Here is a 21,613-nt window from a genome sequence, read left to right on the forward strand (position 1 = left end):
CCGAAGTTATTTAACTTTTAAATAAGCTCGTTTGATCAGAAAAAGCTCAGAAATAAGCCAGAATTATCGGTTATAGTTAAGTTAGATAACTAATTATTATCTAACTATATTTAAAGTTATCTGTAGTTTTTTTTCATAAAAATGTTCAAAGTGAAAATAGCTAAAAAAATTTTTCATACTTTTGTGAAAAAAAATCATATCTTAAATAGACAACCTGAGAGGAGTATTTCTATGAACAGAAAAATCATAAATGATGCAAAAAAATACTTAGAAAGATATGATTTCTATAGAAAGCGCATTGAAAATAGACAAATTATCAAAAGTGTTTTTAATCATGATCTAGGTGTTGATAATCAATCAGAAATGCAATCATATGTTGATTTAATTGATGCGACTTTAAAAAGGCTAAAAAAGGACGAAAAAGATATTTTAATCGATGTTTTCTTAAAAAGAAAGCACCGCAACGAGTTCAATTATAGTCAAGCAAGTTTTTACCGGTTACTAAACAAGGCATGTTGTAGTTTGTTCTACTCCCTAGGAGTATATATCCCGAATTAGTCAATGTTGATTAGCTATAATATCGATAGTAATAACAATTCTAAACCAATCGTTATTAATAAAGAAGGTTGATGGTGAAGACTCAATCCGTTAAGAAATAAAGATGGAACTATTGTTGTTGATAAAAACAGCAATCCGATTTATTTCAGAGCATTATTAAGTTTTCAAAACACCTGATCTGATCAAAATAATCTTAATCTGTACTTCGAAATTTTATTTGAGAATAATTCGATCTTACCTCCGAATACGATTCAAAGCAATGTCTTTATTGCTGGTAATGTCTATCCTTCAGTTTTTAGTGAGATAACCAACGAAGAGACAGACGGTTATCAAAAAGCGCAGATTAAAGTTAGTGTTCCATTAGAGAAATTAACAAAAGAAAGATTTGAAGAAGGGATCGATATCTCTGTTGTAATTGATCTTTATTTACAAAACGATATCTTAGAAGGAATAAGAGATTCACTAGAATCTAATGCCTTAAGGTTATTACTTGAGAATCTTAAAGATGCTAGATTAGTAACTAAAATAAAGTTAAATAACTTTCTCTTTTTTCGCGATCGAGTTGGCAATCGTGATATTGATGCAGATTATCAAGTTCAAGAAAAGAAAGCGATAAGTTGATACCAACCTAATTACAGCTTTTTAAGTAATCTAGACCAAATTAGAGATCTTTTAACGATCAATGTCGATGCAGTGGTCACTCTTTTTAAATCTAGAGTTGTTTTTGATTATTCAACAACTACTAATGGGAGTACAAAATCTCTCGTAATTGAGAACACAAATCAGATTACCTATCCACCTAACACTGATATCAAACTCGCGCTTGATACTAACTATATCTACGACACAAATCAAGATCAGATTATTAATCGGGGAATTAATAATCATTACTTCTTTTTACCAAAAGGTGGAGAAGGATCTTACACAACACAGCTTAGCTTGTTAATAAACAAGGTTAAATATGAGATCGAATCAGTTAATTCGTTTGGTTATTTTGCTTGGTTAGATGATAAAAGTAAACTAGATTTTATTGATATCTTACCTAAAGTGATCAAATCAATAGGATCATATTCGTTTGTGGAATAATGAATCGAATCTATAAAAAGATTACGATTGGTTTGCTTTCTTCTTTTCTCTTTTTTGGAACGATTGGATTAGCAGTTGCTACCTATTTTTCAAGTACGAAAACAACCAAAAAAGATGAGAAGAATTTTGATGATAAATCAATTAGTGATCCTAGTGCTGATTTACAAAACGATCTATTACCAAGCCTGAAAAAATACCCGTTAGAATATCAAGTTGATTCTAGCAAGTATTATTACTACTATGTGTCGATCCATCAATACCTATATAAAACAAGCGAATTAGATAATTTGATTAATTATCGTGATTATCTCTACCAAAATAACTACGACCGCCCCTTTAGTGGGTTTGATCTTAACCTTTTTAAGAGAAATATTAAAAAATGGATCTATCAAGCAATAAGATCGACCCAAATGTTTCGCAACAATAATGATGATATCTTTATTGATGTTGATTATTATATCGAAAACCCTAGTCGCTCAATCAGCATCAATGTTGTCTGATCATTTAAAAAACCCACAACATATCAGAACAAAACAGTTAAATATTGGGATCAATTCGTATTAAAAGTAAGAGACAAAGTCTTTGCTAATAACGAATAATTACTAATTTAATTTTTAAATTGATATACTTATAGGGCATTTATGGAGATTTTAAGCGTCATCAATAATATTGCCAAAAAGAAAAAGATGGCAGTAACAATAAATGATTCTAATATCAATAAAAGTTATAAAGAATTAGGGATTGATTCTTTAGATCTGTTCGACATCATTGTTGAATTAGAATCAGAATTTAATATTGAGTTTTCAGATGAAAAGTTGATGAAAATAAAAACTATAAATGACTTAATACTTTATATTAAAGAGCTGAAAAAGTAGGCTTTAGGGGTGTAGTTCAATGGTAGAACATCGGTCTTCAAAATCGAGTGTTGTGGGTTCGAGTCCTGTCACCCCTGCCATTAATTAACAAATTCATTTTTAAAAAAGACGCAGTGGATGCGTCTTTTTTTTAAAATTATTAGAACTTTTTATTAAAAAAATGCTTTTTAATAATATAATATATTAGCAATTAGTTATATGTTACATATAGCGCTATAAGTACACGGTGCAAAACCGTTTCACTTTAGAATTTTCAAGGAGAAATATTTAAAAAAATGGCAAAAGAAAGGTTCGATCGTAGTAAACCTCACGTTAATATTGGAACAATCGGTCATATTGACCACGGGAAAACTACATTAACCGCAGCAATTTGTACCGTGTTATCAAAAGCCGGTACATCTGAAGCTAAAAAATATGATGAAATTGATGCTGCACCAGAAGAAAAAGCTCGTGGGATTACAATTAACACTGCACACGTAGAATACGCAACTCAAAATCGTCACTATGCACACGTTGACTGTCCCGGTCACGCCGACTACGTTAAAAACATGATTACAGGTGCTGCTCAAATGGACGGTGGTATCTTAGTTGTGTCTGCAACTGATGGTCCAATGCCTCAAACTCGTGAACACATCCTATTAGCTCGCCAAGTTGGTGTTCCTAAGATGGTTGTATTCTTAAACAAATGTGATGTAGCTGATGATCCAGAAATGCAAGAATTAGTTGAAATGGAAGTTAGAGATCTTCTTAAATCTTACGGATTTGATGGTGATAACACTCCAGTAATCAGAGGTTCTGCTTTAGGTGCTCTTAATGGTGAACCTGCATGAGAAGAAAAAATTCATGAACTAATGAAAGCAGTTGATGAATACATCCCAACTCCTGACCGTGAAGTTGATAAACCATTTTTATTACCAATCGAAGATACTATGACAATTACTGGTCGTGGTACTGTAGTAACTGGTAGAGTTGAACGTGGTCAACTTAAAGTTGGTGAAGAAGTTGAAATCGTTGGTATTACTGACACTAGAAAAGTAGTAGTAACTGGTATTGAAATGTTCAGAAAAGAACTAGATGCTGCTATGGCTGGTGACAACGCTGGGATCTTACTTCGTGGTGTAGACCGTAAAGATGTACAACGTGGTCAAGTTTTAGCTAAACCTGGTTCAATTACTCCACACAAGAAATTCAGAGCTGAAATTTATGCGCTTAAGAAGGATGAAGGTGGTCGTCACACAGCTTTCTTAAATGGTTACAGACCTCAATTCTACTTCAGAACAACTGACGTAACTGGTTCAATCCAATTAAAAGAAGGAACTGAAATGGTTATGCCTGGTGATAACACAGAAATTATCGTTGAATTAATTTCTTCAATCGCTTGTGAAAAAGGTTCTAAGTTCTCTATCCGTGAAGGTGGTAGAACTGTAGGTGCTGGTACAGTTGTAGAAGTACTTGAATAGGCCTATTTAAATTTAAAAAATTATAATGGCTAAGGAACTTTGTTCCTTAGTTTTCTTTATAGAGAATATTGTAAGGAAGTATTAATTTTGAAAAAAATTGCATTTATCATAGATTCATCAGCAAACATTTTAGCTGATGAATCAAAGGATATCTATTTAGTTCCACTAAACATCATTGAAACTCGTAATTCTGACGAAAAAGTTTGTAACGCTAGTACTGGAATTAACTTAGAAACGTTAAACGAAAAGATTAAAGGTGGTTCAAAATTTAAGACTTCACAATCATCTATTGGCTTATTGCAGCAAACTGTGGAAGAGTTAACTAAGAAATATGATTACGTGATCGGTTTTCCGATTTCAGAAAAACTTTCAAGCAATTACGCAACTTGAAAAAGCTTAGAAACTGAATTTAAAGATAAATTCTTTGTTTTTAATCTTGGTTCAGTAGAAGTTGGGATCGTTTGATTCCTAGAATTAATTCGCGATTTCTTAAAAGCTAAAAAGAACGAACTAGATCCAAAAGAGTTAGAAACTTTCATTGCTAAGAAAAAGAAAAATTTTGGTGGTGTTTTAGTTGTTTCTGATGTTAGTCAATTAATTGCTGGTGGTCGACTAAAAGGATTTAAAGCAGTTTTTGTTAAAACTTTAAAACTAAAATTATTAATCAGCATGATGCCAGCTAATGGTGGTCTAGAATATTTTGACAAGACTAAAACTGATCTAGCAGCAAAAAAAGAATTAATTAATTTCTTAGAACAAAAAGTTAATTTAATAAGTAAAAAAATTAAAAAAGCAGCTGTTATTACAACGATCTTAGATCCAAAAGAAAGAGAAAAAGTGGTTCATGAATTCCAATCATTACTAAAAGATAAAGTAGTGGTTGAAGAAGCAATGTTTTCACCAGTTATAGCGATTCATACTGGTTTTTCTAACTATGCTTTACTAGTTGAAATGGAAGATTAATCATGCAAGTGACTTTATATTATTCTTTAGAAAATCTACAAGATACGATGATTGGATACATTAAAGATCCAAGCACGATTAAAAGCAAAAGAGATCTTGGTAAGGTCATTTATTTCTATGATGAAAATGATCAGATTGTTAGTTTTAATATCTTGAATGTTTCAAAAGATGAAAAGTTATTTTTATCAATTAAAAATAACGGACTTGTCTTTTTAAACGAAGAGTTAAAAAAACATCTACTTAGTGAATATCTCACTGGATTTGAAAGTTTAGAGTCACCATTTGTTATCGGACAAGTAATTAAAGTTAATCCAATTCTCAACACCCATCTAAACCATTGTTTAGTTGATATTGCTAAAGAACAACCATTATCAATCGTTTGTGGTGGTTCAAACGTTTCAGAAGGAATCAAAGTTGTTGTTGTGAAGGTTGATGGGTTTATCAATACAGGTAAACACATCAAATGTTCAGAATTATTTAACTTGGAATCAAGCGGAATGATCTGTTCAGAAAATGAACTAGGTTTAACTGATCTTGTCAACGACGATCGTAAAATTCTTGTGCTTGATGATGATTTAGTTGTTGGAAAAGAGTTCCAAACCGATAATATCCAACAAGCCAATGCCCTTAAATACTAATAATGAAAAATTAACTAGTAAAAATGTTTTAAACGATCGGATTACCAAAAGGTTTAATGATCGTAGACTTTTTATTGTTTTATTACGTTTCATTATTCCCTCAATTCTGGTTTCATTTTTTGCGGCTTTATACATCTTTGTTGATCAGATTATGATCGTAAAGTTTGTCACAAGATCAGATCTTAATCCCGATTCGATCTTTGATAATGACTACTTCAACTTTGTTGATAGTAACGGTCAAAGTTGAATTTATCAAGATTATTTAACTGCATCAAATAACCTAAAAATCCCGCCATTTAATATTAATGACTTAATTAGAGCTGCGATTTCGATCTCTGCTCCGATTACTGTGATTATTAATGCTTTAACATTATTAATCACAATGGGGTTGGCTAACCAGTTTTCCAAAGCACTGGGAAGAGGTGATGAAGAAAAGATCAAAGAAGTTTGGGCAACTGGTTTTATTACTAATGTAATTGTTAGTATTGCTACCTCAATGATCATTGTTGGTGTAGCTAAAACGTGACTAACTAGTTCAGCTAACGGAACGATGAATCGTTCTTTAGAATCGCTTGATACTAACTCTAGATATGGTTATATCGTAAGTATCTTCTTTTCAAGATTTAGAGAACTACAAGTTCAAAATGCTAGTAGTTATGTTTATATTCTTGCAGGTTTATTTACGATCCAAACGTTTAATCAGATGTACTTCTTATTAAATCAATCTGAAGGACGACAACTATTCATCTCAATCATCCCACCACTAGCTAATCTGATTAATATTCTTTTTGATTATTTATTAATCAGATATACCAGTGCAGGAATTGCAGCAGCTGCTTATGCAACTGTGATCGGTTGATCACTAAGCTGTTTAGCTTATGTGATCTATAACATCGTTCTGATTAAGAAAAAAGCAACCCATCTTGAATACCGTGAAATCTTTAGAAAAGGTCATTTTAATTGGAACTATTTATATTTAATTATCTTAATTGGGTTGGCTAGTTTTTTTAGAAACGCAGCACTTTCAGTTTCAAACGGGATTTTCCAAACTAATTTAGTTACTATCACTGAAAAGATCCAACCCAATCTACCCCCGAACTATTACCAGTCAATCTTTGGTTCAGTTACCCCGATTAGTAACCTGATGTTGCAATCAGTTTGGGGATTAATCCATGGCAGTAGATCATTATGTGGTTTTAAATTTGGTCAACGTAACTTCAAAGACATTACCAAGATCTATTGGTATGTCCCATTAATTGCTTTTTCTTATTCATCAATCGTTTATCTTTTATTTGGTTTTGGTTTAAATAATATCTTCTTAATTAATCTATTTAATATCCAAGGTGCTGATAATTTAGTTGTTTCTAATCTTGTTTTAAGAATTACATTAGTTCAATCGATTTTTATTGCATTAAGTATGAATGCACAATTGTTGTTTCAATCAACTCAGAGAATTGGGATGGCTTGGATCGCTTCATTAATGCAAGGGCTATTTACTTTTGCTCCAGTCTTCTTTACTATGTACAATTTAGCAATTGATACAAATAATATTTATCTATATATTTGGATCCAACCAATTAATGCGATCTTAACTTGTATTGGTAACTGAATTATCTCAATTCCGTTTGCTCATAAATATCGTGAGTTTGTTAGTAAACGTTTTGATATTGGCACGATGCTTGATAAATATTTAAATAAAACTAAAAACCCTAAGGTCAAAGCAAAACAATAATTTTTTTTCAAATAATCTTTTCAAACGAAAATATTGTGCTATAATTTTAAAGGCTATCTTTTCAGCAATATTGAATAGCTAGCCTAAAATGCTTCTTGAAAACTGAATAGAATCTGTCATTTTCTGAGAGTTTGATCCTGGCTCAGGATTAACGCTGGCGGCATGCCTAATACATGCAAGTCGATCGGATGTAGCAATACATTAGAGGCGAACGGGTGAGTAACACGTATCCAATCTGCCTTATAGTGGGGGATAACTAGTCGAAAGATTAGCTAATACCGCATAACAAGTTAACTATCGCATGAGAATAACTTTAAAGAAGCAACTGCTTCGCTATAAGATGAGGGTGCGGCATATCAGCTAGTTGGTGAGGATAATGGCCCACCAAGGCGATGACGTGTAGTTATGCTGAGAGGTAGAATAACCACAATGGGACTGAGACACGGCCCATACTCCTACGGGAGGCAGCAGTAGGGAATTTTTCACAATGGACGAAAGTCTGATGGAGCAATGCCGCGTGAACGATGAAGGTCTTTTTAGATTGTAAAGTTCTTTTATTTGGGAAGAACAGTTAATAGAGTGGAAAGCTATTAATTTGACTGTACCATTTGAATAAGTAACGACTAACTATGTGCCAGCAGTCGCGGTAATACATAGGTTGCAAGCGTTATCCGGATTTATTGGGCGTAAAACAAGCGCAGGCGGATTAGAAAGTCTGGTGTTAAAAGCAATTGCTTAACGATTGTATGCATTGGAAACTTCTAGTCTAGAGTTTGGTAGAGAGTCCTGGAACTCCATGTGGAGCGGTGAAATGCGTAGATATATGGAAGAACACCAGAGGCGAAGGCGAGGACTTGGGCCAATACTGACGCTTAGGCTTGAAAGTGTGGGGAGCAAATAGGATTAGATACCCTAGTAGTCCACACTGTAAACGATGGATGTTAAGTGTCGGAGCGAATACTTCGGTGCTGCAGTTAACACATTAAACATCCTGCCTGAGTAGTACATTCGCAAGAATGAAACTCAAACGGAATTGACGGGGACCCGCACAAGTGGTGGAGCATGTTGCTTAATTCGACGGTACACGAAAAACCTTACCTAGACTTGACATCTTGGGCGAAGCTATAGAAATATAGTGGAGGTCAACCCAATGACAGGTGGTGCATGGTTGTCGTCAGCTCGTGTCGTGAGATGTTGGGTTAAGTCCCGCAACGAGCGCAACCCTTATCGTTAGTTACTTTGTCTAACGAGACTGCCAACGTAAGTTGGAGGAAGGTGGGGATGACGTCAAATCATCATGCCCCTTATGTCTAGGGCTGCAAACGTGCTACAATGGCCAATACAATCAGTTGCAAATCCGTAAGGTGGAGCTAATCTGTAAAGTTGGTCTCAGTTCGTATTGAGGGCTGCAATTCGCCCTCATGAAGTCGGAATCACTAGTAATCGCGAATCAGCCATGTCGCGGTGAATACGTTCTCGGGTCTTGTACACACCGCCCGTCAAACTATGAGAGCTGGTAATATCTAAAACCGTGTTGCTAACCGCAAGGAAGCGCATGTCTAGGGTAGGGCCGGTGATTGGAGTTAAGTCGTAACAAGGTACCCCTACGAGAACGTGGGGGTGGATTACCTCCTTTCTATGGAGTATATTAATACACTAACACGATATACACCTGTTACATATAACGGTGAAACAATTAAAACCCAGCAAGAAAAGTTAAACCCATAAAAGCAAATTGATAACTTAAAAATTGTTGGTCGGATTCTATTCAGTTCTCAAGGGGTATTTTAAAAGCAGTTATTAAGTTTTTTCTTTAAAGCTTTTTAACTTAATAACACTTTAAGTTAACCTTGTAAACATCATTAAGTTTACCTTTCAAAGATCCAAGAACAATTATTAAAACCTTTTTGGTCAGATAACTAATAAACTAACTAACTAGATCATTGATGCATAATTAACTGCATCAATGATTTTTTTTATTATTTTTACTGCAAAAAATGCAGATTTATCTGTTCAAACCAATGATTTAAAAAGGCTTTTTTTATTATTAATCATTGGTTATTTTTTACTTGTGATTTTAGCTTTAATGCTTATAAAAAAATCCAATGATAAAAGTTTTTTTAGAAAAGTGTTGTGCAAACTGATTTATTGTGCTATAATCTTTAAGGCTTATATAGCTACATTGTTCTTTGAAAACTGAATACGACAAATCTTTCTAGTCCGAAATTTGATTAAAGTATCAAATCAAATTTCATATAATATAGATTCAATAAAAATAGCTAATGGATCAAATACATAAGTTACTAAGGGCTTATGGTGGATGCCTTGGCACTAGAAGGCGATGAAGGACGTGCAAACCTGCGAAATGCTACGGGGAGCTGGTTGGAAGCGATAATCCGTAGATGTCCGAATGGGGGAACCTGATTAATAGTGATATTAATCATTTAGATCTGAATACATAGGGTCTAAAAGCAATACGTTGTGAAGTGAAACATCTCAGTAGCAACAGGAAAAGAAATCGAAAGAGATTCCGTGTGTAGTGGCGAGCGAAAGCGGAACAGGCCAAACCAAGATTTATCTTGGGGTTATAGGACTGCAATGTGGACTTTGAACTGATAGGAGAAGTAGTTGAAAAGCTACGCGATAAAGGGTTATAGCCCCGTATCTTAAATTGGTTTAATACCTAGCAGGATCCTGAGTAAATCGAGAAACGTTATCTTGATCGAAGTCGCCCAGACCATTGGGCAAGCCTAAATACTAACTAGTGACCGATAGCGTATAGTACCGTGAGGGAAAGGTGAAAAGAACCCAGGGATGGGAGTGAAATAGATTCTGAAACCATATGCCTACAACGTGTCAGAGCACATTAATGTGTGATGGCGTGCGTTTTGAAGTATGAGCCGGCGAGTTATGATAGCAAGCAGGTTAACCTTTAGAAGGGAAGCCGAAGCGAAAGCGAGTTTGAATAGAGCGAATTAAAGTGTTTGTTATTATAGACCCGAAACGGGTTGAGCTAGTCATGGGCAGGTTGAAGTTAGAGTAACATCTAATGGAGGACCGAACCGACTTTCGTTGAAACGACAGCGGATGACCTGTGACTAGGGGTGAAATTCCAATCGAAATCCGTGATAGCTGGTTCTCGTCGAAATAGTTTTAAGACTAGCGTAAGATCATGATCAACTGGAGGTAGAGCTACTGAATGTATGATGGCGCCGCCTTGGTGTACTGAATACAATTAAACTCCGAATGCCAATTGATTTATTCTTGCAGTCAGACAGTGGGGGATAAGCTTCATTGTCACAAGGGGAAGAGCCCAGATCATTAAATAAGGTCCCTAAAATATGCTAAGTGGAAAAGGTTGTTAAAATACTTAAACAGCAAGGATGTTGGCTTAGAAGCAGCCATCGTTTAAAGAGTGCGTAACAGCTCACTTGTCGAGTGTTTTTGCGCCGAAGATGTAACGGGGCTAAGCATATTACCGAATTTATGGATTATTATTCGTAAGAATGATAGTGGTAGACGAGCGTTGTATATGGGATGAAGTCAAACCGTGAGGATTGGTGGACTGTATACAAGTGAGAATGCCGGTGTAAGTAACGCTTGAGAGTGAGAATCTCTCAAACCGATTGACTAAGGTTTCCTGGACGAGGGTCGTCCTTCCAGGGTTAGTCTGGACCTAAGGCGAGGCAGAAATGCGTAGTCGATGGAAGAACAGGTTAATATTCCTGTACAAACAAATAGCTGATGGAGTGACGGAGAAGGTTAATGCATCCCCATTATCGGATTTGGGGTTAAATAAGAAGTCTTAAGGGTTGGCAAATCCGCCCTTTTTAAGGACAACTTATGAATACGAGTGAACGCTTTGCAAGTAGCGAAGATGCATACATCACGCTTCCAAGAAAAGCTTCTAGGGTTAACTATTTGTTTCCAGTACCGAGAACGAACACACGTGGTCAAGGAGAAGATCCTAAGGTTAGCGAGTGAACTATAGCTAAGGAACTCTGCAAATTCATCCCGTAAGTTCGCAAGAAGGGATGCTCAATGTAACAGTTGAGCCGCAGTGAAGAACGAGGGGGGACTGTTTAACTAAAACACAGCTCTATGCTAAATCGCAAGATGATGTATATGGGGTGACACCTGCCCAGTGCTGGAAGGTTAAAGAAGGGTGTTAGAGCAATCAAAGCTCCCGACTGAAGCCCCAGTGAACGGCGGCCGTAACTATAACGGTCCTAAGGTAGCGAAATTCCTTGTCGGGTAAATTCCGTCCCGCTTGAATGGTGTAACCATCTCTTGACTGTCTCGGCTATAGACTCGGTGAAATCCAGGTACGGGTGAAGACACCCGTTAGGCGCAACGGGACGGAAAGACCCCATGAAGCTTTACTGTAACTTAATATTGGGCAGAGTTTAGACATATAGAGAATAGGTGGGAGACTTTGAAGCAACTTCGCTAGGAGTTGTGGAGTCACCAGTGGAATACCACCTTTGTTTAAATTCTTCTCTAACTAGTTGCTGTTATCCAGCAATAGGACAGTGTTAGGCGGGCAGTTTGACTGGGGCGGTCGCCTCCCAAAAGGTAACGGAGGCGTGCAAAGGTACCCTCAGCACGGTTGGAAATCGTGTTAAGAGTGTAATGGTATAAGGGTGCTTGACTGTGAGACTAACAGGTCGAACAGGTAAGAAATTAGGTCATAGTGATCCGGTGGTTCAGTATGGAATGGCCATCGCTCAACGGATAAAAGCTACTCTGGGGATAACAGGCTGATACTGCCCAAGAGTTCACATCGACGGCAGTGTTTGGCACCTCGATGTCGACTCATCTCATCCTCGAGCTGAAGCAGGTTCGAAGGGTTCGGCTGTTCGCCGATTAAAGAGATACGTGAGTTGGGTTCAAACCGTCGCGAGACAGGTTGGTCCCTATCTATTGTGCCCGCAGGAAGATTGAAAAGATTTACTCTTAGTACGAGAGGACCGGAGTGAAGACACCTCTTGTGCTCCAGTTGTAGTGCCAACTGCACCGCTGGGTAGCAACGTGTCGAACGGATAAACGCTGAAAGCATCTAAGTGTGAAACCGACTTTAAGAATAATCTTCCCTTCCAGCAATGGAGTAAGAATCGTTGTAGACTACGACGTTGATAGGCTAAAGGTGTAAGTGCCGCGAGGTATTTAGCTGATTAGTACTAATAATTCGAGGACTTAGATTTGATCAAAAACATTAGCTGTTTTTTTATCTAATATGATTTGTTGTATCTTGTTTTTCAAAGAGCAATGTGTGTGATATCGATATCGTGATGGAAACACCTGGTCCCATTCCGAACCCAGAAGTTAAGCATCATGGAGCCAAAGGTAGCGCAAGCAAGAATAGGAAAATATCACGCAAAGAAAACGACACCATTAATTTGGTGTCGTTTTTTTACAACTTAAACAGATTTTAAGTTTCTAAAATGACCTTATTTTAACCGTTATTTTTCTTCTTTCAAAATAAGTAAGTATTATTTTAAACAAAAAAAATTAAACAGTTATAATACATTAGTTTAACGATTAAGATTTAGCGATAAATCTAAGCACTCTTTATCTTTTAAAGGGGCTAAACAACTAGCCAGTTTTTGAATAATTCCATAATAATAAATGATTATGGAATTATTAATCACTAGTGCTAACTGGTTTTTTATGCAACAACCAATTTAGATTAAAAATATTTAAGGAATCACCATAATGAAAAAATACTTCAAAATTATTAATGTTACCAGGAGGCAATTAGCACTCTTTTTAGTTTATCTGGCGACCTTACTTTTTGCCAGTTCTGGAATCATTACGATCATGACTTATGGAATTGCTTTCCCTGGGGGCAATAACTTCGTAATTTATAATGAAAACTTCTTTAAGACTTCATTAATTTTACCCTTAGTTTTCTTTGTGATCTTTGCTATTAGTGGGCTTGTGATCTTACTAACTGGTAAAGAAACTTATAAGTTTGATCATAAACTGATTTATCAAACTTATAAGTTTAAACTAATCTTATCTGTAATTGAAATTATTCAAGCGATTGCATGAGTATTTTTCTTGGGAGTTCTAATCGTTTATTTTTATCCGATAGATAAAACTATTAGTCAAGTCTATCAAGATCAAATTGCTTCAGTAGATTTTGCTAATGCTAATATTAAATCTGATCTAATCTCATTTATAAAGATTAACAATAATTTCTTTGCTGATCTAAAACTATCAGTTTTAAACTACGCAGCAACCCTTCCTTATTTCTTTAATAAGGATTCATTTGCTTTTTGAAATATCATCTACTTTGCTTTTTACATCGCTTTATTCATCCCTTATTTAAAATTAAGTTTATTTAAAAGAAATCAACGTTTTTTAGCTTTAGTTCCGTTTGCAAGTTTATTCTTAAACCTAAGAACTTTTAATAACTTTAGTCAACAAGATGAATTAATCATCCCAAATGAAACCGGGCTTAGATGATACCAAAAGATCTTATTATCTAATAAGATTGCTTTTCAGATCAAATTAACAGCAACTGTTATTTACTTATCAATCTTTTATCTATTAGGCGTTTTAGTGTTTGCTATCTTTGCTGCATTTTCAATCATTAAAGATGGTCCAGGTTATACCCTTATTGCTTCAACGACTTATCTGAACGCTTATTCAATTGACTTTTTAAGAAATACGTCATCAGAAGTAGTACTTTTAAGAACCTTAAGATCAGTAAGCTCACACATTATGATGATCACTTTCATCGTATTTAGTATGGGAATCATCTTAGATGATAATCCTTATGTGTTTTCAAAAGTGATTAGAAAAAGCAAACTAAGATTATCATTAACTTTAATTGCAATTGAACTTGCACAATGATCATTCTTAATCTTAGTTTACTTATTCTATAGCCGTAATGGAGCTTTAATTATTGGAAGAGAAGAACCAATGACTGTATTTGGCATAATTACAACTTCAGCTAAGGCTGATCAAACGGGAATCATTTACTCAGCTAGAGATACTTTTGTGACAACAAATCTGTTCTTTGTTGCTTTATACATGAGTTGATTCTTGATCTATGCAAAAGCAGGGATCTTTTCTAAGAGAACAAGACTGTTAATGTATCTACCTTTTGCTACATTATTCTTTGTGAATAAGCATGTGCTTAAGACAAACCAAAAAGAACAGATCAAGATCAACGTTAATTAATAAGTTTAGTCTAAATTATCTAACTTAACATTACTTCGTAAATAACAAGATGATAAAAACTTGGGTAAGTTAGTTTTAAAAATATATTTGTTATAATTTTAGTGAAATATAAAACCTGCGAGGCTATTGATGGATTCTAATAATAAAAAAAGTAAAACTATCCGTTTTAATACATCTTCTAAAGATCTAGAGAAGTTCGAACGTGTTAAGTTAGAAGACACCAAAGTTTTTAACATGGAAGACAGGCTTCTTCAGATCGAACTGCAAGAAAAAATCATTAATCTAACTGCTGAATTAGAAAATTCAACGGATAAGCAAGCTCGCAAAGAACTTAAACAAGAGATCAAAGAATTACAAAAGCGATTAGCTAAATTGAGCGAACAATAATCATCGATGTTTGTCAATTTAAATACTCGATCTTACTACTCTTTATTAAGCACTAATCTAAGCGTTAGTGAGATTATTGACTTTGCTGTCAAAAATAATCAAACCCACGTTTGCTTAACTGATTTAAATGTTTTATACGGAGCAGTTGAGTTTTATAACTTAGCTAAAAAAAATCATCTAATCCCAATCATCGGATTAGAGATTTTTGATCATAGCACTAATTCTGAACTAGTTTTAATTGCAAAAAATAATTCTGGTTATCTTAATCTAATTAAGATTAGTAGTTTTGCTTCTAGTAATCTTGAGTTTGATCTTTTTAAATATTTAGATGAGAATCTTTTTGTCATCGTTAAATCAGGTGATTTTAAGTGGGACCATGTTAATTGTCTTAAGAAAAAAGAACTAGCTTTTAACTTTGTTAATTGTTATGACTTAGAGAAAAAAGTTGGGCTAAATGTGATCAATGCAGTTAGCATGAAACAAGCTGGCAAAAGATCTAAATTTCAGATCGATGAGTTATATAATTCCCAACTTGTTTTAGCTAGTCCTTTTTTAAGTACAGAAAAAGCTAAAAAACAATTTTCACAAAAACAACTAGATAGATTAAATGATTTAGTTCAGCAGTGTTCAGGTTGAGATCTTGATAATCTAACCAAAAATTCAATCATTAAATATCACACCCCTAAAGGGTTTGATGGCGATCAATATTTAGTTGAACTGTGTCAAACTAGATTTAATGACTTATTAAACAAAAGATTAATTAGAGCTAGTGACCAAAAACGTTTAAACTACGAACTAGCAATCATTAAAAAACTTAATTTTAGTGATTACTTCTTGTTTGTTTATGATTTTATTAATCATGCTAAACAACAAGGGATCGTGATCGGTCCAGGGAGAGGTTCAGCTGCTGGATCGTTTATCTCTTATCTTTTAAATATCACCACGATTAATCCAATTAGTTATGGATTAATCTTTGAACGTTTCTTAAACCCCCAAAGAAAAAGCATGCCTGATATCGATGTTGATATCATGGATTCACGACGTGAAGAAGTTGTAGATTACTTATTTAATAAGTATTCTAAAGATAATGTTGCCCACATTATTACGTTTCAAAGAATTAAGGTTAAAAATGCGATCAGAGACGTTTGCCGGGTTTTAGATTTAAAAACTAGTGAAACAGATGAAGTAATTAATTTTGTTTCATATGATGAGATATCTGATTGAGAAAAAAACCAAAATGCGACAGCACTTAAGAAAGTGCTTAATTGCAATGAGTGTGATTTAGATCAAAAAAAGTGTAAACGTTCAGGCGCTGTTAGTTGTTATGTGATTAGCAAGATCTTTGATTTAGCCCAAACGATCTTTAATGTTCCAAGACAGACCGGATTACATGCTGCTGGTGTTGTTTGTGGTAATGATGCACTAACCCAAACGATCCCATTGCAATATTTAAATAACCGTTCCGTTTCGCAATTCTCAATGGAATATCTCGAACAGTTTGGTTTGATGAAGATCGATCTGTTAGGGTTAAAAACCTTAACAATCATTGATGAGATTAATAGTTTAGTCAAACTAAACTATGATCGTGATTTTGATATCAATAATATCCCACTAAATAATAAGAACACCTTTAACTTATTAAAAAAAGGGTATACGAAAGGAGTGTTCCAATTAGAATCTTTAGGGATGCAAAATGTCTTAAAAAAGGTTCTACCAGAATCAATTGAAGATATCTCAATTATCTCAGCACTATACCGACCAGGGCCCCAAGATAATATTGATGAATATGTCAAAAGACGATTCTCAAACACTGAATTTAATTACTTAAGTGAAGATTTAATTGAGATCTTAAAACCAACACATGGGATCATCATTTATCAAGAACAAGTGATTAACACAGCAATGGTGGTAGCAAATTTTGATGCTGCACAAGCTGATTCTTTTCGTAGAGCAATCTCTAAAAAGGATGAAGCCTTATTATTAAAAGATAAGAACGCTTTTATTGAACAAGCGATCAAAAATCGCTATTCAGAACAAAAAGCGTTAGAGATCTTTGAATACTTACATAAGTTTGCTGATTATGGTTTTAACCATTCTCACTCCTTATCTTATGCGTTCTTAGCTTATCAGATGGCCTATCTGAAAGCTAATTATCCCAAAGAGTTTTATCTGATCTTATTAAAAAACAACGTTGATTCTAAGGTAAAACTCACTGATTATTTCATTGAGATTATTGAACGCAATATTGGGATCATTAAACCAAATATTAATCTTTCAGATTGATCGTTTAGTTTAAGTGCTGATCATCAAAAGATCATTCTAGGGTTTAATATGATTAATGGTCTAGGTAATGAAAATGCCAACAAGATCGTACAAGCAAGAAATAACAAACAGTTTGAAGGTTTCATTGATTGTTTAATCAATTTAGCAAAAAATGGGATTACTAAAAGTTTATTTGATAAGTTAGTTAACGTTGGTGTTTTTGATCAATTTAAATTAGAGTTATCTAAGAAAGCGATGAGTGCTTTAGTTAAATCGTATTTTGATCAGAACGTTGGGTTTAAAAACGATGATGATCTAATCTCATATGAAGAGAAAAAAGCGCTTGTTCAATCTAGCTTATTCTTTTTAACTAAAGAACAACCTGAACTGTTTTTAAATCTTTCTAAAGATGAGCTTATAGCTGAAAACGAGTTAGCTGATTCATTACTAAAAGTTTCATTTGAAGCGATCAAGAAAAAAGTTTATAAACCAAATATCTTTAAAAAAGAGATTGCTTTTTTAGAAAAACAGATTAAAGATTTAAAAACAGTGAAGCAACTAAAAGGTGCACTACAAAAAGAAGTGTGCAGTATCTTAGTGCAAATCAAAAAAGTTGAACTAAAAAACAAGATCTGAAGATTTACTATCTTTGATGGTGCATATGAGATTAATGCTAAAGTAAGAGATAAAAAATTAAGTGATTATCTAACCAACTTTATTAATCAAGAAACAAAATTGATCGTGCGTTTAGACCATGACCTATTTAGAGGCCATGATTCTTACACCATTTTAGATGTAGTAGATATTTTTAAATAAGTTAAACAAAAATAATATGAAGAGCACAAAAAAAGCGTTAATAATTGACGGTAATTCTTTAGTTTTTCGCGCATTTTATGCCACGCTTAGTATGTATGAATATGCGATCAAAAAAGGTATTCGTCCAAGCAACGGAATTAAGACTAGTTTAAAGATGATTAATAAGATTCTTAATTCTGATCAGTATGATTATGCTCTAGTCGCATTTGATTCAAAAGAAAAAACTGATCGAGCTAAGATCTATGAAGGTTATAAAGCTACAAGAAAAAAACCAGTTGAAGGTTTGATTGAGCAATTAGTAGCACTTCAAGATGGTTTTAGTTATCTTGGTTTAAATGTTCTATCTTCACCAGGGATAGAGGCTGATGATCTAATTGGTTCATTTAGTGCACTTGCTAATAAAGATCAGATCACGTGTCACATTTACACTTCAGACCAAGATATCTTTCAATTGGTTAACAAATATAATGTTGTTTATCAATTTGTTAAAGGCGTAAGTGTTTTTAACCAGGTTCACGAACGTAATTTCCAGGAACATTTTCATGATCTTAAACCAGAAGATGTGATTCAATACAAAGCACTAGTTGGTGATAGTTCAGATAATATTCCAGGTGTTAAAGGGATCGGTGAAAAAACGGCTGTCCAACTAATCAAGGATTATCTAAATATTGATAATATTTATGCTAATCTTGATCAGATCAAACCAAGTATTAAAGATAAATTAGTTGCTAATAAAGCTAATTGTTATCTTTCGAAAGAATTAGCCACGATCAGAACAGATTGTTTAGTTGATCAAGATATTAATAACTTTAAACTTAAACCACTTGATCAACAAAACTATTTTGCGTTTTGTGAATATTATAAGATAAGTCATTTAGATTAAGAAGATATTATGCCAGAACTACCAGAAGTCCAAACGGTGATTAATTATCTTAAAACTAAGATTATTAATCAAAAGATCAACAATGTCATTGTTAGTGCACTAAAAGTGTTAAAAAACGCGACACCAAAAGAATTTAAGAAATTCCTTGTCAATGAACACTTTGTTGACATTAAAAGAATTGGTAAGTATATCATCTTTATTTTGTCTAACAACAAAGTGTTGGTTTCCCACCTAAGAATGGAGGGAAAATATAAGATTAGTCAGTTTAAAGCTAAGTATGATGAACGTCATGTGTTAGTACGATTTATCTTAGATGATTTTGAACTGCACTATCATGACACAAGAAGATTGGGACGTTTCATATCCATAGTGTTCTTGATTACCAAGATCAAGATTATTTAAAGAAATTAGCAATTGATCCCACACAACAAAAATGAGATTGGAAATACCTAAAAAATAATGCTCAAAAATCTTCAAGGGTAATTAAATCAGTTTTATTAGATCAATCTGTGGTTGCTGGGATCGGTAATATTTATGCTGATGAGATCTTATTCTTATCTAAGATTAATCCAGCTAAAAAAGCCAACGAACTAACTGATCAACAGTTCAAAGAGATTAGTAAGAATGCGACTAAAGTTTTATTAAAAGCGATCGAACTAAACGGGACAACGATCTTTTCTTATCAGTTTAAAGAAAACCATGCTGGTTCATACCAGGATTATTTAAATGTCCATTTACAAAAAGATAAACCATGTAAGGTTTGTGGTAACTTAGTGAAAAAAACTAAATTAAATAACCGGGGAACTTATTATTGTGCGAAATGTCAAAAATAGAATCTTAGTTTGTTTATCTGGTAAATCTTCATCAGGGAAATCAATGTTGATTAACAGATTAAAACAAGATGGTTATTACACGATTAATCTAGACGAATTAATCCACCAATATTATCAAAAAAACCAATCAGGTTATGATTTTGTTGTTGAAAGCTTTGGGTTGGAATACGTTGATGAAAATCAAGTTAATAGAAAAAAATTAGGGCAATTAGTTTTTGCTAATCCTGATAAACTAAAGCTTTTAAGTGATTTTGCTGGAAAAATTGCGAAAAACCACTTAAAAAACCTTGATTATCATGGTCTAGTTGTCGTTGAAGGAGCTGCTATCTACAATAACCAACAGAGATATTTAGATATCTTTGATTATTTTGTTTTAGTTGAACGCGATGAAAAACTAATTCAAGCATCAATCTTGCAGAAATTCGCTTATTTAAAGGATTTTGACCTAAAAAAATGGAATCCAATTAAAGAAAATAAGGAGTTTAAAGCCGATTTAGTAATACAAAATAACGGCGAAATTGAAACCGCTTATCAAGAGCTGCTAAAATTTCTTAAAAAAATTAGTAGCCAATGTGAATTGTAATCCCCAAATTGGGGAAAACTTCATAAAAGTCTTGAATTTCAAGACCAAAAAATGGGGATAAATTTTTGGCTTTAATTCCCGTTTTGTTCTTATCTTTTTATCAAGATAAAAATCTCAATCATAAATTTTTTAGTTGCTTATACTTTTATTGTTAACTTATTAAGCTAGCAGCAGGTTTAGATAATAAAAGAGTGAGTATGGTTGATTACGAAGAGTTATATGAGATCCACAAAATGAATGGCGGTGTAAGTGACTTTGGTCTAATCACTAACGTATATATTCATATCTTGGGACCCCAAGCAACGATGTTTTATATTTGGTTATTAAATGATCACCAAATCTATTTAAATGAACGTTGAAAGAAAAATAACTTGCCGTTATCAAGAATCCTTACAAGTTTAAATATCTCTAAAAAACAACTAATTGATTTTAGAAACCTACTTGAAGGCATGAGCTTAATCAAAACTTATAAAGAAGAAAAGACACTTGAAAAACAACTGATCTATAAGTTTTGTTTAGCTAAGATGCTAGACTGGGATAGTTTAGTATCTCAAGAAGAGATTAAGAATCGAATTATTGCTAAGATTGGTCATGAAGAATACTTTAGATTAAGTAGTCTTTATTCAAATAAAAATATTGGTGGTAGCAATGTTAATGTTTCATCAACATTCCACCAAGTTTATAAGAGTAATAACAATACTGACCAAATTAGTCATATTGTTAAACCAACTAAAACATTAGTTGATATTGATAATCTTAACTTTGGTCACTTTGAATTCTCACCAGAAACTAAAACTGCATTAGTTAATCTGTGTGAACGATACAATCCCACTGAAGCTGAGATCAAAAATATCATTAGTACGACTGATGATATTAATGATACCTTTGAACTAACAAGAGCAATAACTAACTACACCAAAGAAATTGATCAGGTTGAAGATGATTCAATTCCTAAGAATATGGCTCGTAACGAGAGCTTTTATAGTACTTTTTGTCCAAGTGATTTAGAGATAAAAATCCTAAGGGAATACCGTACGATGAATAGCGAAAAGTACTTAAGAGGTATCTATCGTCGTAATTTATTTGCCAGAGAAGTTGAGTTAGTAGAAAAAATCAAAAAAGAGCATGACAACCGCGAACATATTGTTAATGCGATCCTAGATTTTGCAGCTCACTTTACTTTAACTGATCAAATTCAATTTGAATACGTAGAAAAAATTTCTAATACTTTAAAATTAAAGAATATTTCAAGATTAAATGATGCAGTTAAGTTTTTTAGAAAAACTTATTACAGTAAAAAGAATGCTAATATAAAGTTTGAATTGCAAAAACGTAACTAAAAGATC

16 protein-coding genes, 1 tRNA gene and 3 rRNA genes are annotated in these 21,613 nt (G+C 33.6%); all 20 read left to right on the top strand.

Going from position 1 to position 21,613, the window contains the following annotated elements:
- Positions 1-231 precede the first annotated feature (231 nt).
- The 20 genes from D2833_RS01300 to D2833_RS01395 all read left to right on the top strand — a co-directional run bounded on the left by D2833_RS01300 (position 232) and on the right by D2833_RS01395 (position 21,607).
- Positions 232-558, top strand: a complete 327-nt coding sequence (locus D2833_RS01300; protein ID WP_011113464.1) for an MG284/MPN403 family protein — start codon at positions 232-234, stop codon at positions 556-558.
- A 3-nt stretch (positions 559-561) separates the two neighbouring features.
- Entirely contained in the window at positions 562-1,644 is a 1,083-nt protein-coding gene (locus tag D2833_RS01305; protein ID WP_011113465.1) for a DUF5443 family protein, read from the top strand.
- Complete coding sequence (locus D2833_RS01310) at positions 1,644-2,243, top strand: DUF5452 family protein (RefSeq protein ID WP_011113466.1); 600 nt, start codon at positions 1,644-1,646, stop codon at positions 2,241-2,243. The genes D2833_RS01305 and D2833_RS01310 overlap by 1 nt, the downstream gene beginning before the upstream one ends.
- Positions 2,244-2,285: 42 nt before the next feature.
- The gene (locus tag D2833_RS01315; RefSeq protein ID WP_011113467.1) at positions 2,286-2,519 is read left to right on the top strand and encodes a phosphopantetheine-binding protein; all 234 of its coding nucleotides are present in this window, start codon (positions 2,286-2,288) and stop codon (positions 2,517-2,519) included.
- A 5-nt stretch (positions 2,520-2,524) separates the two neighbouring features.
- A tRNA-Trp gene (locus tag D2833_RS01320) sits at positions 2,525-2,599 on the top strand.
- Between the two features lie 195 nt (positions 2,600-2,794).
- Positions 2,795-3,979: an elongation factor Tu gene (gene tuf, locus D2833_RS01325; protein WP_011113468.1), complete on the top strand. Its 1,185-nt coding sequence runs from the start codon at positions 2,795-2,797 to the stop codon at positions 3,977-3,979.
- Between the two features lie 87 nt (positions 3,980-4,066).
- Positions 4,067-4,942, top strand: coding sequence for a DegV family protein (locus tag D2833_RS01330; protein WP_225306200.1), 876 nt, complete (start codon positions 4,067-4,069; stop codon positions 4,940-4,942).
- Between the two features lie 2 nt (positions 4,943-4,944).
- Positions 4,945-5,580, top strand: coding sequence for a YtpR family tRNA-binding protein (gene ytpR, locus D2833_RS01335; RefSeq protein ID WP_011113470.1), 636 nt, complete (start codon positions 4,945-4,947; stop codon positions 5,578-5,580).
- Positions 5,564-7,312 (top strand): MATE family efflux transporter, encoded by a 1,749-nt coding sequence (locus D2833_RS01340; RefSeq protein ID WP_011113471.1) that lies wholly within the window; start codon positions 5,564-5,566, stop codon positions 7,310-7,312. The genes ytpR and D2833_RS01340 overlap by 17 nt, the downstream gene beginning before the upstream one ends.
- Before the next feature lie 119 nt (positions 7,313-7,431).
- Positions 7,432-8,948 (top strand): 16S ribosomal RNA (locus D2833_RS01345).
- Positions 8,949-9,605: 657 nt separating this feature from the next.
- Positions 9,606-12,516, top strand: a 23S ribosomal RNA gene (locus D2833_RS01355).
- Positions 12,517-12,585: 69 nt separating this feature from the next.
- Positions 12,586-12,690: ribosomal RNA gene (gene rrf / locus D2833_RS01360) — 5S ribosomal RNA — on the top strand.
- Together the 16S, 23S and 5S rRNA genes form the textbook arrangement of a ribosomal RNA operon.
- A 337-nt stretch (positions 12,691-13,027) precedes the next feature.
- On the top strand, positions 13,028-14,503 hold the full coding sequence (locus D2833_RS01365; RefSeq protein ID WP_014885943.1) for a hypothetical protein: 1,476 nt from the start codon (positions 13,028-13,030) through the stop codon (positions 14,501-14,503).
- A 129-nt stretch (positions 14,504-14,632) separates the two neighbouring features.
- Complete coding sequence (locus D2833_RS01370) at positions 14,633-14,890, top strand: hypothetical protein (protein WP_011884055.1); 258 nt, start codon at positions 14,633-14,635, stop codon at positions 14,888-14,890.
- A gap of 6 nt (positions 14,891-14,896) precedes the next feature.
- Entirely contained in the window at positions 14,897-17,968 is a 3,072-nt protein-coding gene (locus tag D2833_RS01375) for a DNA polymerase III subunit alpha (protein WP_027333260.1), read from the top strand.
- A 16-nt stretch (positions 17,969-17,984) separates the two neighbouring features.
- Positions 17,985-18,851, top strand: a complete 867-nt coding sequence (locus D2833_RS01380) for a 5'-3' exonuclease (RefSeq protein ID WP_027333259.1) — start codon at positions 17,985-17,987, stop codon at positions 18,849-18,851.
- A gap of 9 nt (positions 18,852-18,860) precedes the next feature.
- Complete coding sequence (locus tag D2833_RS04210; protein ID WP_231992486.1) at positions 18,861-19,253, top strand: DNA-formamidopyrimidine glycosylase family protein; 393 nt, start codon at positions 18,861-18,863, stop codon at positions 19,251-19,253.
- 95 nt (positions 19,254-19,348) lie between these two features.
- Positions 19,349-19,684: a zinc finger domain-containing protein gene (locus D2833_RS04215; protein ID WP_231992518.1), complete on the top strand. Its 336-nt coding sequence runs from the start codon at positions 19,349-19,351 to the stop codon at positions 19,682-19,684.
- A complete protein-coding gene (gene coaE / locus D2833_RS01390; protein WP_011113477.1) occupies positions 19,665-20,267 on the top strand; it encodes a dephospho-CoA kinase in 603 nt (200 codons plus the stop codon). Before D2833_RS04215 ends, coaE begins: the two co-directional genes overlap by 20 nt.
- 197 nt (positions 20,268-20,464) lie before the next feature.
- Positions 20,465-21,607, top strand: coding sequence for a replication initiation and membrane attachment family protein (locus D2833_RS01395; protein ID WP_225306201.1), 1,143 nt, complete (start codon positions 20,465-20,467; stop codon positions 21,605-21,607).
- The last annotated feature ends 6 nt before the right edge of the window (positions 21,608-21,613 follow it).

This window comes from Mycoplasmoides gallisepticum (genome assembly GCF_900476085.1).
Lineage (GTDB): Bacteria > Bacillota_I > Bacilli_A > Mycoplasmatales > Mycoplasmoidaceae > Mycoplasmoides > Mycoplasmoides gallisepticum.